This window comes from Domibacillus indicus (genome assembly GCF_000970685.1).
In the GTDB taxonomy this organism is placed as follows: domain Bacteria; phylum Bacillota; class Bacilli; order Bacillales; family Domibacillaceae; genus Domibacillus; species Domibacillus indicus.
This window is the reverse complement of record NZ_LAJB01000010.1, coordinates 25,062-40,354: the sequence shown is the minus strand read 5'-3', so window position 1 is coordinate 40,354 and position 15,293 is coordinate 25,062. Positions and strand designations below refer to the sequence as shown.

The following is a 15,293-nucleotide window of genomic DNA, read 5'->3' as shown; positions in this document are numbered from 1 at the left end:
AGAGTTAAAATGAGCGAAGCACAAAACAAAAAAAACGAACAGCGAGAAGAAACAATAGCCGGAGAGCATGAAGGAAAAGCCGGCATCGGCGAAACGGTTAGCGATGAAAACGAAATTACAAATACGGAAATGGAAATAAAAGAACAAACCATTACAAACCAGGGTGAGAACGAAACTTCTCACAATATTGATGAGAGTAAGGACGATAAGAATATTAACAGTGATGAAGTTGAGGACTATGATGATGATTATGAAGGGGATGAAGAGGACTACGATGATGAAGAGGAAGATGAGGACGATGACAGGAAAGCCGACAGCTTCTTTAAGGAACTGAATGTTTTATTAGGAGAAAGTGTGCTTCTTGTTACAGAGTCACCTCAATTAAATTTACTCGGCCAGACGTTCAGGCCTATTTTTTGCGGACCTATTGTTGAGGTCGGCAAAGGCCACCTGACAATTGATCCAGTTACAATTAAAATTTTAAACGCCCCATTCTTTCAGTTTCCAACGCCGCTGTCCTTTCCTTTGGGAAAAATATCTCACCTGACTCCTTGCTTTGATTGCGATGCCCGGTTCCCGCTCGTTTAAAAACAGGAAAGGAAGGTTAAAAAATGACACTTAATTCATCCAGTTTTCCTCACTCTAGTACAGCAGAAGAACAGGCGCTTATCGACCAGTTTAAGGGAGCGATTGGCCATAAAATCTTTATCCTGACACCCTCCTATCCTTTTCTGTTTATCGGTAAAATTATTTCTTTAAAAGAAAACAATGTGGAGTTATTTGTAGAAACAACCCATTTTGCTGCATTAGAAAAGCGGATCTGGCTCATTCATATCCCTCATATTGAAGTATTTTATATTGAGTTTCCCGGTGAACCGCGGATTCCAGAGTTAAACGACATGGTGTAACAAGGGAGGGAAAACGATGATACGGCGTTATCATGTAGTGGCGGTTCCAATCCGGATTGTGGTCAACAATTTTGGCGACCACAACCCAGACGGAAGAATGTACGTACTGAAAGAAAATGAAGAAGCCGTAAAAGAACTGGTACGAAAAAACCCGTTTACTCCGGTGGATCTTGTCCAGCCGCTGACGATCAGGGCCAACGAGGGAGACACAGTTGAGATTCTCTTTGAAAACCAGCTTCCCTTTGCAGCCGGCATGCACTTTCAAGATCTCGATTATAACGTGCTGACGTCAGATGGTGCCAATGTCGGGTACAATCCGCCCTCCCTGGCAGAATGCGGGGAAAGCCTTCTGTACCGCTTACAGACTACTCATGAAGGAATTTGTTTTTTCACGGATGTCGGCAACGTATCGAGCAGTGAAGAAGGCTCCAGCATTCAGGGCCTTTTCGGTACATTGCTCGTTGAAAAAAGAGGCTCCTGGTGGACTGATCCTGTAACGGGCGGACCACTGAGCAGCGGCGTTTACGCGGATATCCATAACCCTTTTCTTCCCTCTTTCCGCGAGTTTGCATGGTTTTTCCATGATGAAATGGAAGTCAATGATTTAACTGGCAACCGCCCGCTTAATCCCGTCACAAACCAGGAAGCCGAATCATTTCACGGTGTAAACTACCGCTATGAACCTCTTGAGAACCGCCTGAGGCTGGTGGAGGAAGGAGTCGTGTCACCTGAAGTGGAAGGCGAGGAAGTTCATCATGATTCCTGGACATTTGGTGATCCCGCCACTCCTATTCTGCGCGGCTACCGGGATGATCCGGCTATTATCCGCCTTATTCATGGAGCTGCCAAAGAAACGCATGTATTCCACTACCATGCACATCAGTGGCTCAGGGATCCGGGGAATGTGCAGTCAGAAATTATTGATGCCCAGTCAATCAGCCCGCAGACGCACTACAATGTCCAGCCACTATACGGGCTTGGCAGCCTGCCCGGTTCCATTGGCGATGTTATCATTCACTGTCATTTATATCCTCACTTTGAAGTAGGAATGTGGGGAATGAACCGTATTTTCGATAAACTCCAGGATGGAAGCCAGTGCTACCCGAACGGCAGGCCGATTGCGCCGCTCCAGCCTCTGCCGGACCGCCCCCTTCCTCCGCTTCCAACAAAAGAACAGCCGGGGTTCCCCAATTTTATTCCGGGAAAAGTGGGCTGCAAGGCGCCAAGGCCTCCTCTCGGTATTGTCGGCGGCCGGGAAATGACCGAACTTGAAAAAAATGCGGCCATACCAGATGCCAGGCCGGGCGCTGTTTTTGTTGATACGAGCCTGGGTAATCCGTTTGTCGTAGAATTTAATGTATCTCTTATCGAATTGCCCATTGTTTATAACAAGCAGAGCTGGTATGACCCAAAAGGAAGAATATATGTGCTCGATGAAGAAGTGGATGATGTGCTGTCTGGCAAAAAAGAGCCCGAGCCGCTTGTGTTGCATGTGCCGGCTAATACCTGTATTCGTTTAAATTTTACCAATCGGCTGCCCCATATACTTGATGGTGATGCATTCCAGCTGGTCACCCGCACTTATGAGTCGGCTTTTCATGTTCATTTTGTCAAATTTGATGTTCTGGTTGCCGATGGTTCCAATGTTGGCTGGAATTATGACAGCTCTGTTCTGCCGAATGAAACAATCCGCTATGAATATTTTGCTGATACCGAATTAAAAGCTTTTTTCGTTCATGATCATTTATTTGCTCTTTCGCATCAGCAGCACGGTGTTTTCGGAGCGATTGTCGTTCAGCCCCGCTTTTCCAGGTTCCTTGATTCTGAAACCGGTGAAGAAACAGAATGCGGTGCCCAGATTACTGTCCATAACCCGCTTATCCCTGACTACCGTGATTTTTCCCTGTTCGTCCAGGATTTCGTTTATTTGTTTGATAAAGACGGCTGTCCGATCCAGCCGCCGCAGTACCCCGGTTCTCTGGATGACCCCGGCATTTTTGCGGTTAATTTTAAAAATGAGCCGCTGCAATTCCGGCTCGGCAAGAACTGTGATCCGGCATATTCATTCAGCTCTTATGTGAACGGCGACCCGGTTACCCCCATCTTATACGCTTATGAAGGAGACCCGATCCGGATTCGACTGCTGCAGGGTGCCCATGAAGAATCCCACAGCTTTAACGTTCATGGATTAAGGTGGCCGCAGGATCGTCCGAGCGAAGATTCCGAGCTTCGTTCGCAGCAGCATATCGGTATTTCAGAATCCTTTACATTTGAAATGTATATTCCAAAATCCGGAGACTATTTATGGGCTTTTGAAACAGAAGAAGATGTGTGGAATGGCACATGGGGACTGATCCGGGCCTATGATCAGGAAGTGGAGCACTTAATTCCATTGGCTGACCAGCCGCTGCCCGAACCGAGAACAAGACCGCTGCCGGAAGTAACCGGAAAACCGCCGGCGCCTGCCGATCCGCAGTGCACGCTGCCGCCAGAATTGGCGCATGATCCGCCCGTCCGGCAATACAGCGTAGTCGCGTTTCAAACGCCGATTTTATATAACTCATTTGGCGACCATGATCCGTACGGCATCGTGTTTGCTTTGGAAGAAAATGTAGAGGACATTTTATCGGGCAAAAAAAATCCTGAGCCTCTTGTGCTTCGAGGCAATATTGGAGATCTTGTGGAAGTGACATTAACAAGCCGGCTGCAATTGGATTTGTTTCCATTTACAGACGGCGTTCACCCATACCCTCCAGTGAAGGAGCAGGGCTTTTATCCGCCTTCTCTGCGAATTTCCCTGCACGCCAGCCTGCTTGATTATGACGTAACAACTTCGAGTGGGGACACCGTCGGCTTTAACCCGGACCAGACAGTGGGCCCTGGTGAAACAATTACGTACCGCTGGCATGTGCAGTCAGCACTGGGGACCTGTGCCATGTGGGATATGGCTGACCTGCGGAACCACCGCTCATTTGGAACGTTCGGCGCTTTCATTGCGGAACCCCGTTTCACAACGTACCATGATCCTCGTACGATGGAGCCCGTGGTCACCGGCACAGATGTAGTGCTTAAAAATCCGCTTGCCGGTTCATCCAGAGAATTCGTTTTGATTATGCATGATGGTGTCCGCCTGGAAGATCAGCAGGGCAAAGTCATTATTGATCCGGTTGACGGCGTCCTTTTGGAATCCGACCCCGATGACGAAGTCGACACGTATGATTTCGGCTCGCGCGGCTTTAATTACCGAACGGAGCGGCTGATCAACCGCTTTAAAAAGCATCCGGTTTTAGGCGATTTGTTCAGTTCAACGGTACACGGCGATCCGGCCACTCCTGTTTTTGAAGCATACGCCGGTGATCCTGTTATCATCCGGCTCACCAATCCATCAGAACGGAGAAGAACCCACACGTTTCATTTACACGGCCATAACTGGAAACAGGATCCAAGAGAGCTGGATTCCAGTGATGTTTCAGTTGTCGGCCACATGGTTGCGGGTGAAGCACACGATTTGTATTTGCTGGGCGGTGCAGGAGGCACTTTCAATTATCCAGGTGACTATATGTACCGTTCGGGCAACATTCGCTGGGATATTGAGCAGGGCATGTGGGGCATTATCCGCGTTCACAGCAAACCACAGCCTCATTTGCCTCCTCTGGACTATTGACACAAAACAGGTCAAGCTGAAAATCGGTGCTCTGCACCGGAGCACCGATTTTTCCGAACCGCTTTCGACTAAAAAATTACATTTTGTCTACATGTTCGACCATCTTGATTTGATCGAATTGAACAAGCAGCACTTTTTTCGTAAACTCGTGCTTGTTTTTGTCTTTTTTCACTGCGCTGACAATTTCAACAAAATCGCTTCCTATAAAGGTAATTTTCCCATGCACTCTAACGTTTTCTTCAAGAACCATTCTCACACGGCAATCTATCAGCTGCCGCAGGCGAAACGCCATGCCGCTTCTTAATCCGCTTAGGCGGACGCGGAAATTGTCATCGCATAAACAGCTGTCTGCGAAGTAATGAAATCGTCCATGTGAATCATGGCTGTACCCATCATGATAGGAAAGGCGGCTGCGAAAACAACGGCTGCATCTATTATGATGCCGGCCAAAACGATAATCGTCCAAATACGAGTGGCGGGCATGCCGATTGGAATCGCTATGGCGGTATCGGTCCTTGCAGCTGCAGAAATCATGATGTTCTCGGAAATCATGACAATGGCAGTTTAGTGTACTCATTTTTCTTTCCTCCTTTTTCTTTAAAATGAACGCCAATCCACCGAAAAAGCATACAGAAAAGCTGCGTGGCGATTTTGTTTTGCTTCTTACAGCTTGCTATTATTTTATGCTTGACTGCTAGATACGAATAAACCCCTTGCCCTTTTCCGTGAAAAAATGGAATTTTTTCTTTTAAATCACAAGTAAAAACCATTCACATACAATATGAAGAAAAACCAAGACCGTTTTCCAATCACGGCAAAAATACTACGTTTGATTTGGAAAGGAAGTATCCATATGGAGGAAAACCATTTGAATGATATAAAAAAGCCGGCTTTTCCTTCTCCGTCCTCCTGTCTTCCCGAAGAAGAACAGGAAGAACTCGAGGCTAAGATTGAGGAAGCCAATGATCTGCTGCTGAATCTTGCGTTATCAAACGAGCAGTCGGAAGAAGGAAGAAGAGTTTCATTTGAGGGCTTAATCGGCCAGTGGGCAGAAGTCATTCTTATACGTGAAGCGGAAAAAGACATGGCAGCTGCTGAAGAAACAGGAGATCAAGCTACAAAATCCAATATCAGAAAAAGTATTTTACTAAAAAAAAACCTGGCAGTCCGACAAACAGCGAAAAGCCGTGCCGTTTCTCCAAAAGCAAATATCCGCCGAAAAAAGCTGAGTCAAAAAGCTGCACGAAAAAGCACTGCCCTTTTTTATAAGCAGTCTGGACGTGTTGAAGTCGCTGGACGTGATTTCGTGCTTTTAAAGAAAAAAGAACAGGAAATTATCATTCCATTTTTAAAAATACAGGTGGTAAAATCCTTTACACGCCATCCTGGACTGGATAAAGAGCCGGCGCTGCTCAATATTGATCCTGCGCTCCGCCGGTTACTTATGTTTCAATTCGGCGAAACGGTCGCTTCTTCCCCTGCGCTGCTTCACCTTTTCTTCAAAATAACACTGCCCATTTTTTTGCTTGGCTATCTGCATAAAAACGTAAAAGTAATTCTTCCTGGCCAGGTTATTACCGGCGTTATCCATGAAGTAGACCAGGAAGCCGTAACCGTTATTTCCATAAAGAAAGAACAGAAAATAATAATACCCCTTTCTGCTGTTCAGGCAATTATTTCATCAGCCTTTTAATGCGCTGGAAAAATCCTTCTCTTTTCCTTAATTATCTACCATATGGCTGTTTTTGTTGAATAAAAACATGTTTTCCTAAATAAAAAATGGCTGGTTTCTTTTCCACAAAGAAGCCGGCTTTTTTTGTTTCACCGGCTTAACAGTTAAAAACAACATAGTAATCCGTACTTTTGCCTGTAAACAAAACAACAGCAAGGCAGCATTACGCGGTCCAGCAAACCATCTGACCATTATTTTGTTCATTACACGGGTTAAATATCGAAAAAGGGAGAAGATATTGTGTGAAACGCGCTCTGCAAAGATTTTAAAGACGAAGGAGGAACGAACATGACAATAAAATATGTAACAGCTCTGTTAATAAAATTTGTAATGGTCACATTTGTTCTTTGGATTGTCTTGGGCGGACTGTATAACGTTTCTATTGGCGATATTCTGACGACCAGCGTTCTGCTGACCGGTGTGGGCTTCCTTATCGGAGATCTGTTTCTTTTGCCCAGATTCAAAAACACCGTTTCCACACTTGCGGATTTCGGTTTAGCACTGCTGGTCGTGTGGGCACTGGGAGCTCTTTTGTTTGAAGGCCCCATTCCATTAGGAACCGCTGCTTTTTTGTCTGCTGTTATCATTATGGCTGGCGAATTCTTTTTCCATATGTACCTGCAGAAGCAGGGACTTACAAAAGGACTGCAAAAAGGACAAAAAAGTTCTGCTAATAATAAGGCGAATACTTCTAAAACTGTGTCCACCTTTAAATACCAGACAGAAGCTGGCTCTGACATGGCAGTCCGGCCTGTAACCAAAAATGCTAAAGCAAACGGCAAACAAGTCTCCAATGCCCAGCTGGACAAGAGGAAAAATATTGCTGTCACCCAGTATAAAACAGAAGCCGGGTCTGATATGGCGGTTAAACCTGCCAAAAACACCAATGCAAACGGCAGCCAGGTCTCAGCGGGACAGTCTAATAAAACCAAAAACAATGCCAGTGATCCATACCGGGCAGAAGCCGGCTCTGACATGTCAGTGAATCCAGCAGTTAAAAACACCAGCATAAACAGCGGCCTCGGCTCACCGGTCCGATCCGGCAAAACAAAAAACGATGCCAGTAATTCATACCAGGCAGAAGCCGGGTCTGATATGTCAGTCAAGCCTGAAGCCAAAAGCTCCAACACAAACGGCAGCCAGTACTCGGCGGGACAGTCCGGTAAATCCCAAAACAATGCTGGTGATCCGTACCAGGCGGAAGCCGGGTCTGATATGTCAGTCAAGCCTGTTGCTAAAAGCTCCAATGCAAATGGCGGCCAGGGCTCGCCAGGGCAGTCGGGAAAAACAAAAAATAATGTTGATGGTCTGTACCTGGCAGAAGCTGGAGCTGACATAGCAGGTACTCGCACAGCCAAAAAGGCTCCTGTAACCGATGAACAGAACGAAGCAGGACAGTTAAATGTACAAAACACTATTTCCGTGGCAGATCCATACCAGACAGAAGCTGCGGCCGATATGGCGATAAGGGCTGCTATTCAAGACCTTATTACCGAAGACCAGGGCTCTTCTAACGGCTCCAATAAGAAGAAAAACATTGCTGTTGACCAGTATAAAACAGAGGCCGGCTCAGAAATAACGATAAAGCCTGCCGGTACAAAGGGAAAAGAAAAACAAAAGAAAAGCAAAAGAAAATAATTTTTCAATAAAAACAAATGAATGCTTAATTAAATCCAGTCCTCGCTGAAAGGACTGGATTTTCTGTCACATTAGGAATAGTTTCCTATCCAGAGAACTCCGTAAAGATATAAATAACACTGTCATTGCTGCGGCGATAAGGGTAGAATTACGCTTTTTGCCTCCGCCGTTTCCTATATATAAGAATTTCTTTTAAAACGCAGCGTGGTGAGCTGCGGGCTGGCACCTGCTGTTTATCTAACACGGTTAATTTTTAATAACTGCGGCAAGCTATATAAGCAATACTCATGAACAGGAGGATATTGAAATGAATTTAACGGATAAAATGACTTTTCATGTGTCCGGAGCCTCAGAAAAGTTTAAAACAACCATAAAATCAAAGCAGCATGAAATTATTTTGGATGAACCGAAAGAGATCGGCGGCAGCGATGCAGGTCCCGATCCACTTTCCTACCTTCTCGCTTCACTGGCAGGCTGTGAAAACATTATTGCTGTTATGGTGGCACAGGAGATGGATTTTGACCTGCAATCTTTACAATTTGATGTCAAAGGCCAGTTAGACCCGAAAGGTATGCGAGGAGAAACAGGAGCGCGTGTTTTTTTTGAAAAAGTGTGGTTTAAAGTAATCGTCAACACGACTGAATCGGATGAACGAATCGCTGAATTAAAAGAAAAAACAGATGCCCGCTGCCCTGTGTTGACAATGATGAGAGCAGCCGGAATTGAACTGGAAATCGACTGGACAAAAGGATAATTGCTTTTGCTTGAGGCTGCCGACAAAGTCGCCAGCCTTTTTTTTATGAAAGCTTCTGGCAGGCAAGCGGGCCTATCGCCTGCCAGATGGAAAGGCGGCTCCACGGATACACGCTGAAGCAGCATAAATACGGATTTATGCTGTCATTCATTTGACTTACCCCTTTATATAAAAACTGGCGCCGTCTGCCTGCTCCACTCCGGCTTTTTTCACTTCCCGCATTAACGCGAAAAGCGCATTATCTTTTTGCTTTGCTTCAATCATTACATCAATTTGCGGTACACTCCCCTTTATGCGCTGAAGAAAATCCAGAAACTCTTTTGCATCAATAAAATCTGCATGTGCCCTGAAATCCGTTTCGGATTTCGGGCTCGATATATGCATTTTCACAGGCAGTTTTGAAGAACTCCATGTTTTTGTAACACGCTCCCACTTTTCTTCCCAATTTTCTCCTTCTTCATGGTTTGCCCGGTAATGATGATAATCAAAAACAAGCGGCAGGCCGATTTTTTCACAAAGATACAGCACATCACTGAGCGTAAATGTTTTATCATCATTTTCAAGCATAATCATTTTCTGTAGGGAAACAGAAATCCGGCCCCAATTGGTTAAAAACTGCTCTAATGCCTTCTCCTTGTTGTTATAAGCACCGCCTACATGAATGACGCACCGCTGTTCCGGCTCAATGCCCATTTCTTTTAAAAGCAGTTTATGCATATGAAGCGTTCGGACGGCTGTTTTTAAAATATCTGTTTTTGGTGTGTTTAACACCACAAAATGATCCGGATGAAAATCAACCCTCATTTCCGGGTGTTCCTTTAAATAAGAACGAATATTACCGAGGCTTTCCTTAAGAGGCGGCATATAGTTCCAGTCAGGAAGATCGGGGTGATGGGCCATTGGGATAATTTTAGAGCTCAGCCGAAAGAAATTGATATCATGTGCCGCATTGTGGCGGAGCAGGCGAAGACAGTTGGTTATATTGGATATAGCAATACGTTCTAATTTATGAATGGCTGCTTCCCTGTCCTTGATTTTTGAAAACTGGGCATGTGTCATTGTCTGCGACGGAGAACCGTTTTTTACGTTCATGCTCATAGCGGCATAGCCAAGACGGACTAAAGTCATCTCTTCACTCCTTTTCTTTCTATTTTGCCCAGAATAAAAAGCGGCATACTGCGTGGAAAGAGGAGCTGCACTTCAATATTTTTCGCTCTTTGTCCTCATACTACATTTTGAGGTGAAAAGCATGTACAAATTATTGTCTCATAACGATTTGGATGGTGTTTCCTGTGGAATTTTGGCAAAGCTTGCTTTTGGATCGGACGCTGCTGTCCGCTACAACTCCATTTCCGGCTTAAACCAGGAAGTCCAATGGTTCCTGGAAAATGGCGATCCAGGCACCTTTCTTTTTATTACGGATTTATCTGTGAATGAAGAAAACGAACAAAAGCTTAATGATTTTTATCAGTCAGGCGGAAAGGTCCAGCTGCTTGACCATCATAAAACCGCCCTTCATTTAAACAACTATGACTGGGGGCATGTCGTTATAGAAGAGGAAGAAGGCCGCTTAGCCTCGGCTGCTTCTTTGCTGTACAACTATTTAATTACGTACGAATATTTAACTCCTTCTCCCGCAGCTGATGAATTTGTAGAACTCGTCCGGCAATACGATACTTGGGAGTGGGAAAAGCATGGAAACCGGCAGGCCCAGAGGCTGAATGCTCTTTTCTTTTTAATTTCCATTGATGAATTTGAAGAAAAAATGATAAACCGGCTCAAAACAAGCGATCACTTTTTCTTTGACGAGCTGGAAGAAAAAATACTCGATATGGAGGAAAGAAAAACAGAGAGATATATTCGGCGAAAAAGACGTGAGCTTATCCAGGCGCCTGTTGAAAATCAGTTTGCCGGCATCGTATTTGCTGAGTCATATCATTCTGAGCTTGGAAATGAGTTGAGCAAGGACTGCCCTCACCTGGATTACATTGCTATTATTAATGCCGGCAGCCGGAGAATCAGCTTTCGAACGATCCATGATTCAGTCGATGTTTCAGAAACGGCAGGCTTTTTTGGCGGCGGCGGCCATGCGAAGGCAGCTGGCTCTCCGCTGACTGCCGACGCTTTCCGGCGGTTTGTTACCGAGACATTTGAATTGGAGCCATTAAAAGAGGATGCAAAGCGGAACCGGTATAATACAAAAAGCAGCTCGTTTGGCACTTTGTACGAAAACCGCCAGGGAGAATTCTTTCTTCTCTCTCCAGTGAGTGAACAGGAGTGGAAAATTGAACATAATCAGGCTTCCCTTCCCGAAACCTTTGCAAGCTTCCAGGAAGGAGAAACCTTTCTAAAGCGCACCCATGCCGCATGGCTGGTCCGAGATGAAGCCTTTGTACGCTACTTGATGGACTGCGCCAAAAAGGTGAAGCAGGATAACTAATCTGAAAGCTGTAAGCAGCTCTGGCTTACACTGAAGCATTCTTATTAGGTATGCTCTTATCATTCTGTAAAAAAAAGAAATACTTTCCAGGCTAAATCGAAAGCATCTAAGAGTGTTCGGGACCCCGGTGCATATATGGATCACTGTGCTTTCTCCATATATGGATGTGGGTAGGGGAATTGAGCTAGAAACAACCGATTGATTTTCTTTTACCTATAAGACATGGATAGACAAAAAGCTTTCACGCCCGCTTTTTCAGAAACACAACGGGCGGAGGGCTGACGGCGGAGACTTCCGTGGGACGAGCGGACAGGTGAAACAGACGGCACGCAGTGGCGCTGGTTCACTGTTCGCCCCACAGAAAAGCGCAGCCGGCAGACTGCAGCCACGGATCCTGACTTTAGAAGAAAACAGCTTATTTTGGATGCTGATAAGAAAAAAACAGTCCAAAAACGAATATCTTCTTGATAGATCTGTTTTTCAGTAATGTGGAAGCACCCTTATTAAAAGCAAGGGTGCTTTTATTCTTTGGCCAGTGCCGAGAAAGCTTTTTTAAACAGGGCATCAATGCTTTTCTCGCTTAAATAATGCTTCTTGTTGACAGAGTTTACCTCAATAACAGCAAAGCCATTCTCAAATTTTATTTCACCTATCAATTCCAGCTTGCTTTCCGTACCGGTTCTGACCTCAATTGCCTTCTCCTTTTTCAGCAAATCCAACTGATAATTGAGGATTGAGAAAAACGCCTTTTTTCCATCATATCTATTAATCTTTACAACGGAAGCATCTTTTTCTACGATTTCCCTGGTTAACATATTAAACCGCATTTCAAACAGCAAAACAGCTTCTTCAAAGTTCGTCGTTCTTTTGCTTGTAATAATGTTGCTTACCCGCTCCACCAACAATGATTTCCATTCTTCCATTTGATTCCCCCCTTTTCCCCTACATATTTCTAGATGAAAAAGGATAAACCTACATCAATCGTTCATCAAATTCCTACAATACCTGACAGAAACAATACCTTCCTTAAAACTATTATACTTTCAACTAAAAAATGCCCGCTTCCACATAACCATTCAGACCTCAATCCGTATCTTTTACTTCGCTACTTTGCGCAAAGCCTTCCGGAAAAGCAAAAAGCCGGAAATCTCCGGCCCGCTGTTCGATTTAATATCATAAACAAACCTGCCTCACTTCGCAGAAGGGAATGTGCTGCAGTCCCTCCCTATTTCACTTCATATGTTTTAGTTGCGACATGTTCTTTCCCCAGGTAAAACGTATCGGATCTCAGCCCCAGTCTCAGCGTTTCCAGTGGAATCGGGTCAGTGAAAGAAATATTAGCAAGGTTGACATTAGGTCCGGCAATATTGATAAAAGTCGTCTGCATTTGCTTGGATGGCGCTTCAAAAATAATTTTTTTCATATCGATGCCGGCTTCAATGATTTTATCAATAATTTCCGGGCGGATTTCTCCATTCCCCCGGCAAATTCCACTTGTGCCGCTTTCTCTTGCTTCTGTGATAACCTTTGCGGAACCTGCATCCAGATCCTCTAAAATCCATTCAACCCATTCAGATGCATTCTGGCGCATTGCTTTTATACTGTCTTTGGCTCCTACTTCACTGAACACAATAAAATCCTTGGAAAACCTTTTAATGTATAAAGCTTTTTCTTTATTAGTCATATCTATCGTGCCATTGGATATTTCCATATACCTGCAGTCAAATTTCCGAAGCAGCTTTTCATAGTCACTTACTTTATCCTGGCTTACGAATTTCTCAAATAATGTTCCGCCAAAAAAGAAATTGACGTCGTTTTCATGAAGACAGGCAATTTTCTTCTCTAAATGCTTTGTTACCACCGATGTGCCCCAGCCAAATTTAACAAAGTCAATATACTGCCCTGAGCTGTTAAGGGTATCTTCAAAAAAATGTAATGGAACCCCATTGTCAATCAGCACGGTAATGCCGTCCATTCTTGGTTTGCTCGTTCTTTCCGGCAAATTGAGCCCAGTGTAAATCATATTTGCACCTCCACGATTTTTGGCAGGCTATGCTCCTGGTTCACTTCCATGACAAAATCCGATTCCAGCTCCTTCACACAAACAGCTATATCCCCGGCTTTAAATTCCGGCCGGCTGCTGTCAAAAAATTTCTGTGCAGCCTCTGATCCTGTTATTCGCAGCTCTGTGCTGCCTGCAGACTCAGAGCCGCAGCCCTCAATAATACTCTTCATATATTCCGCACAGGCCAGGTCATCATCTCCTGTTGGATGCGAAGCAATAATCTGGATTTTTTGACCGGGTCCAAATGTTTTTTGAATGTATTGTGCAGTGGTTTTTGCATTGGAAAAACCCGTTACATATACATGGCCCGCATTTAACGCGTTTAATGCCGCTCTTACCCCGTTGGTTGTTTTCTGGACAAGCACCCTTCCTGCCAGATCCGCTTCAAGGAGGCTCATAGGAGAATTATCAAAATCGAATCCGGGGATATGCAGCCCTTTTTCTTCACCTGCGAGCATGTACTCCGGATAATTTTTTTTCAATTCAAAAGCTGATTCAATTGTTTCTGCAAGCAAAATTTCTTTTGCTCCCTTTATGAACGCATAATGGGCAAAAGTAAAAGCACGTATCACATCAATGACAATATTCACATCAGCACGGGTTAACTGATGAGAATGGCCCTGATAAATTTCAACTGCCATCATGTGCTCCTTTCTTGTTTACATATTCATCCATTTTCTCTTTAAATCTAGATAAGAACGTCCCCCCATCTCGCTTTATCAGCATATACCCAATTTATTCTCCCACTTTTGGGATGGTTCTTGATTTTTTTATCCTGCGTACAGGAATCCTTTTCCTTGAACTATTTTTCTGGAACTGAATAAACTGCCTTTAGGACTTTACCTATTTTCACTTTCTTATGTATGGAGCGGGAAAAAGTGCAGCACTTCTTTTCCAATTTCATGAGGCCGCTTGGATGCGGACAGGTAAGCTGATTACATGGTCAACGGATAGATTTGGGCCTCACTCGGATTGATAGGAGCTGGAGACTAGTATGATTATTTTATTGGCTTTCACTGTGTCTTTTTTCTTCGCGATGAATATCGGGGCAAGCGGGGCCGCTGCTTCTATGGGCATTGCCTATGGTTCCGGCGCGGTGAAAACGAGACGGATCGCTTTATTGATTTGTGCAGCCGGTGTTCTGCTGGGGGCTGCATTGGGTGGAGGCGAAGTGGCGAAAACACTCGGATCAGGGCTCATTCCCCAGGAATTAATCAGCATCAATATTTCGCTTATTATTCTCAGCTCTGCCGCTCTTTCCCTTTTTATTGCAAATATTTCCGGTATCCCACTTTCAACAAGTGAAGTAACCGTAGGAGCGATCGTCGGCGTTGGTATTGCGTATAAAAAGATATTCGTTGGCACATTATTATCGATCATGACCTATTGGATCCTGATTCCGGTTATCGCTTTTTTTCTTACCCTGGCTTTAAACAGGGCTGTAAAATACGCGGAATCCCGCTTCCTGTTTTTAAAAGAAGCGCGATGGATAAAAATCTTGTCTATTTTAGTGATTTTCACCGGGTTTCTTGAAGCCTTTTCAGCTGGCATGAACAATGTGGCCAACTCTATCGGTCCGCTTGCCGCATCCGGGCTCATTTCTATTCAAAACGGAATTGTTATTGGCGGACTGTTTGTAGCCATAGGCGCTGTCTTGCTCGGCAGCAGGGTAATTGAAACAAATGGAAAAAAGATTACAGAGCTGAGCCTGCTTCAAGGCAGTGCCGTTTCGGGCCTGGGTGCTACACTGGTTATTATTGCTTCTCTTTTCGGTATCCCCGTCCCTCAAACGCAGGTTACCACCTGCAGTATTCTTGGAATCGGCTTTTCCGATAAAGGATTTCAAATTTTTGAAAAAGGCATTATCAGCCGGCTGCTGAAGGTATGGCTCGTATCACCGCTTTTTTCCCTGGTTATTTCATATAATCTTGTCAAATTGTTTTTGGACTTTGATATTTATGCAGTCGTTGTCGGTGTATCCGTTTTTATCGCTACCATCGGATCAATCAGCCTGATTAAGCCCATCGGCCTTACAAAACCTGTTTTGTTTAAGGAAGGAAACAAAGCAAAATAACTAAAAAAGGACCTGTTC

Annotated in this window: 14 protein-coding genes; 8 read left to right on the top strand and 6 right to left on the bottom strand. The window is 44.6% G+C overall.

Annotated features, from left to right (window positions below; genetic code table 11):
- The first annotated feature begins 9 nt into the window (after window positions 1-9).
- Genes VP98_RS19265 through VP98_RS12445 form a run of 3 tightly spaced genes read left to right on the top strand, consistent with a single transcriptional unit; the run spans window position 10 to window position 4,572 of the window.
- Entirely contained in the window at window positions 10-588 is a 579-nt protein-coding gene (locus VP98_RS19265) for a hypothetical protein (protein WP_231584177.1), read from the top strand.
- Between the two features lie 23 nt (window positions 589-611).
- Complete coding sequence (locus VP98_RS12450) at window positions 612-908, top strand: hypothetical protein (RefSeq protein ID WP_046175725.1); 297 nt, start codon at window positions 612-614, stop codon at window positions 906-908.
- Window positions 909-924: 16 nt separating this feature from the next.
- Window positions 925-4,572 (top strand): multicopper oxidase domain-containing protein, encoded by a 3,648-nt coding sequence (locus VP98_RS12445; RefSeq protein WP_046175724.1) that lies wholly within the window; start codon window positions 925-927, stop codon window positions 4,570-4,572.
- A gap of 76 nt (window positions 4,573-4,648) precedes the next feature.
- Here the strand turns inward: VP98_RS12445 and VP98_RS12440 are convergent, their stop codons facing one another.
- Window positions 4,649-4,864, bottom strand: a complete 216-nt coding sequence (locus VP98_RS12440; RefSeq protein WP_046175723.1) for a hypothetical protein — start codon at window positions 4,862-4,864, stop codon at window positions 4,649-4,651.
- Between the two features lie 17 nt (window positions 4,865-4,881).
- The gene (locus VP98_RS12435) at window positions 4,882-5,106 is read right to left on the bottom strand and encodes a hypothetical protein (protein ID WP_156151387.1); all 225 of its coding nucleotides are present in this window, start codon (window positions 5,104-5,106) and stop codon (window positions 4,882-4,884) included.
- 334 nt (window positions 5,107-5,440) lie between these two features.
- Here VP98_RS12435 and VP98_RS12425 point away from each other — a divergent pair, with 334 nt between their 5' ends.
- The 3 genes from VP98_RS12425 (at window position 5,441) to VP98_RS12415 (ending at window position 8,696) form a co-directional block, all read left to right on the top strand.
- Window positions 5,441-6,265 (top strand): hypothetical protein, encoded by an 825-nt coding sequence (locus VP98_RS12425; RefSeq protein WP_197076594.1) that lies wholly within the window; start codon window positions 5,441-5,443, stop codon window positions 6,263-6,265.
- A 327-nt stretch (window positions 6,266-6,592) separates the two neighbouring features.
- Window positions 6,593-7,942 (top strand): YndM family protein, encoded by a 1,350-nt coding sequence (locus VP98_RS18320; RefSeq protein WP_052712233.1) that lies wholly within the window; start codon window positions 6,593-6,595, stop codon window positions 7,940-7,942.
- 307 nt (window positions 7,943-8,249) lie between these two features.
- Window positions 8,250-8,696: an OsmC family protein gene (locus tag VP98_RS12415; RefSeq protein ID WP_046175719.1), complete on the top strand. Its 447-nt coding sequence runs from the start codon at window positions 8,250-8,252 to the stop codon at window positions 8,694-8,696.
- Window positions 8,697-8,852: 156 nt separating this feature from the next.
- On the opposite strand, the gene uvsE is transcribed toward VP98_RS12415, so the two are convergent.
- Complete coding sequence (uvsE, locus tag VP98_RS12410) at window positions 8,853-9,824, bottom strand: UV DNA damage repair endonuclease UvsE (RefSeq protein ID WP_046175718.1); 972 nt, start codon at window positions 9,822-9,824, stop codon at window positions 8,853-8,855.
- A 121-nt stretch (window positions 9,825-9,945) separates the two neighbouring features.
- Between uvsE and VP98_RS12405 the strand changes: the two genes are divergently transcribed.
- On the top strand, window positions 9,946-11,136 hold the full coding sequence (locus VP98_RS12405) for a DHH family phosphoesterase (RefSeq protein WP_046175717.1): 1,191 nt from the start codon (window positions 9,946-9,948) through the stop codon (window positions 11,134-11,136).
- A gap of 521 nt (window positions 11,137-11,657) precedes the next feature.
- On the opposite strand, the gene VP98_RS12400 is transcribed toward VP98_RS12405, so the two are convergent.
- The 3 genes from VP98_RS12400 to VP98_RS12390 form a co-directional block, all read right to left on the bottom strand.
- Window positions 11,658-12,059 carry a hypothetical protein gene (locus VP98_RS12400; RefSeq protein WP_046175716.1) on the bottom strand — a complete coding sequence of 134 codons (402 nt, stop codon included), beginning with the start codon at window positions 12,057-12,059 and terminating at the stop codon, window positions 11,658-11,660.
- Between the two features lie 302 nt (window positions 12,060-12,361).
- Window positions 12,362-13,159 (bottom strand): phosphosulfolactate synthase, encoded by a 798-nt coding sequence (locus VP98_RS12395; RefSeq protein ID WP_046175715.1) that lies wholly within the window; start codon window positions 13,157-13,159, stop codon window positions 12,362-12,364.
- Window positions 13,156-13,842, bottom strand: coding sequence for a 2-phosphosulfolactate phosphatase (locus VP98_RS12390; protein WP_046175714.1), 687 nt, complete (start codon window positions 13,840-13,842; stop codon window positions 13,156-13,158). The genes VP98_RS12395 and VP98_RS12390 overlap by 4 nt, the downstream gene beginning before the upstream one ends.
- A 353-nt stretch (window positions 13,843-14,195) precedes the next feature.
- On the opposite strand from VP98_RS12390, the gene VP98_RS12385 reads away from it, so the two are divergent.
- Window positions 14,196-15,275, top strand: a complete 1,080-nt coding sequence (locus VP98_RS12385) for an inorganic phosphate transporter (protein WP_046175713.1) — start codon at window positions 14,196-14,198, stop codon at window positions 15,273-15,275.
- The last annotated feature ends 18 nt before the right edge of the window (window positions 15,276-15,293 follow it).

What these genes read in the sequence shown, in the direction of transcription:
- VP98_RS19265 (WP_231584177.1), top strand. Translation starts at nt 10, where the DNA reads ATGAGCGAAGCACAAAACAAAAAAAACGAACAGCGAGAAGAAACAATA.
- VP98_RS12450 (WP_046175725.1), top strand. Translation starts at nt 612, where the DNA reads ATGACACTTAATTCATCCAGTTTTCCTCACTCTAGTACAGCAGAAGAA.
- VP98_RS12445 (WP_046175724.1), top strand. Translation starts at nt 925, where the DNA reads ATGATACGGCGTTATCATGTAGTGGCGGTTCCAATCCGGATTGTGGTC.
- VP98_RS12440 (WP_046175723.1), bottom strand. Translation starts at nt 4,864, where the DNA reads ATGGCGTTTCGCCTGCGGCAGCTGATAGATTGCCGTGTGAGAATGGTT.
- VP98_RS12435 (WP_156151387.1), bottom strand. Translation starts at nt 5,106, where the DNA reads ATGATTTCTGCAGCTGCAAGGACCGATACCGCCATAGCGATTCCAATC.
- VP98_RS18320 (WP_052712233.1), top strand. Translation starts at nt 6,593, where the DNA reads ATGACAATAAAATATGTAACAGCTCTGTTAATAAAATTTGTAATGGTC.
- VP98_RS12415 (WP_046175719.1), top strand. Translation starts at nt 8,250, where the DNA reads ATGAATTTAACGGATAAAATGACTTTTCATGTGTCCGGAGCCTCAGAA.
- uvsE (WP_046175718.1), bottom strand. Translation starts at nt 9,824, where the DNA reads ATGACTTTAGTCCGTCTTGGCTATGCCGCTATGAGCATGAACGTAAAA.
- VP98_RS12405 (WP_046175717.1), top strand. Translation starts at nt 9,946, where the DNA reads ATGTACAAATTATTGTCTCATAACGATTTGGATGGTGTTTCCTGTGGA.
- VP98_RS12400 (WP_046175716.1), bottom strand. Translation starts at nt 12,059, where the DNA reads ATGGAAGAATGGAAATCATTGTTGGTGGAGCGGGTAAGCAACATTATT.
- VP98_RS12395 (WP_046175715.1), bottom strand. Translation starts at nt 13,159, where the DNA reads ATGATTTACACTGGGCTCAATTTGCCGGAAAGAACGAGCAAACCAAGA.
- VP98_RS12390 (WP_046175714.1), bottom strand. Translation starts at nt 13,842, where the DNA reads ATGGCAGTTGAAATTTATCAGGGCCATTCTCATCAGTTAACCCGTGCT.
- VP98_RS12385 (WP_046175713.1), top strand. Translation starts at nt 14,196, where the DNA reads ATGATTATTTTATTGGCTTTCACTGTGTCTTTTTTCTTCGCGATGAAT.